General features: G+C 64.5%; 1 protein-coding gene. It reads left to right on the top strand.

Annotated features, from left to right (window positions below; all coding sequences use genetic code 11):
* Positions 1-282 (top strand): hypothetical protein (locus K3A85_RS17915; protein ID WP_225207871.1); only part of this gene is annotated, 282 nt, incomplete at both ends.

Genomic DNA, 282 nt, shown 5'->3' with positions numbered 1-282 from the left:
CTTCGCCCGCGCCGCGCTCGCGCGCCAGCATCGCGGCCGTCACTGACCAGAAAGCCGAGGCCATCGCACAAGCGGTCGCCGAGGCAACGTCGAGCAATGGCCAGCAGTCGCTTTCGCTTCTGGAGTCCTCGGCACCGAAGCCCCGGTCTGAAACGGTTATCCTGGCCGCGATGGGCGAAGGTGACATCTCGAACCCCGAAGCCCTGGAAATCGTCTCGCGCCCCGAAAACAGCGGCCGCTACTGGGGGGTTAATCTTGGCCTCTATCGCTCTCATGCAGAAG

It is taken from the genome of Novosphingobium huizhouense (genome assembly GCF_020179475.1).
In the GTDB taxonomy this organism is placed as follows: Bacteria; Pseudomonadota; Alphaproteobacteria; order Sphingomonadales; family Sphingomonadaceae; genus Novosphingobium; species Novosphingobium huizhouense.
The sequence above is the reverse complement of the archived record's forward strand: the minus strand, read 5'-3'. Positions and strand labels throughout refer to the sequence as shown.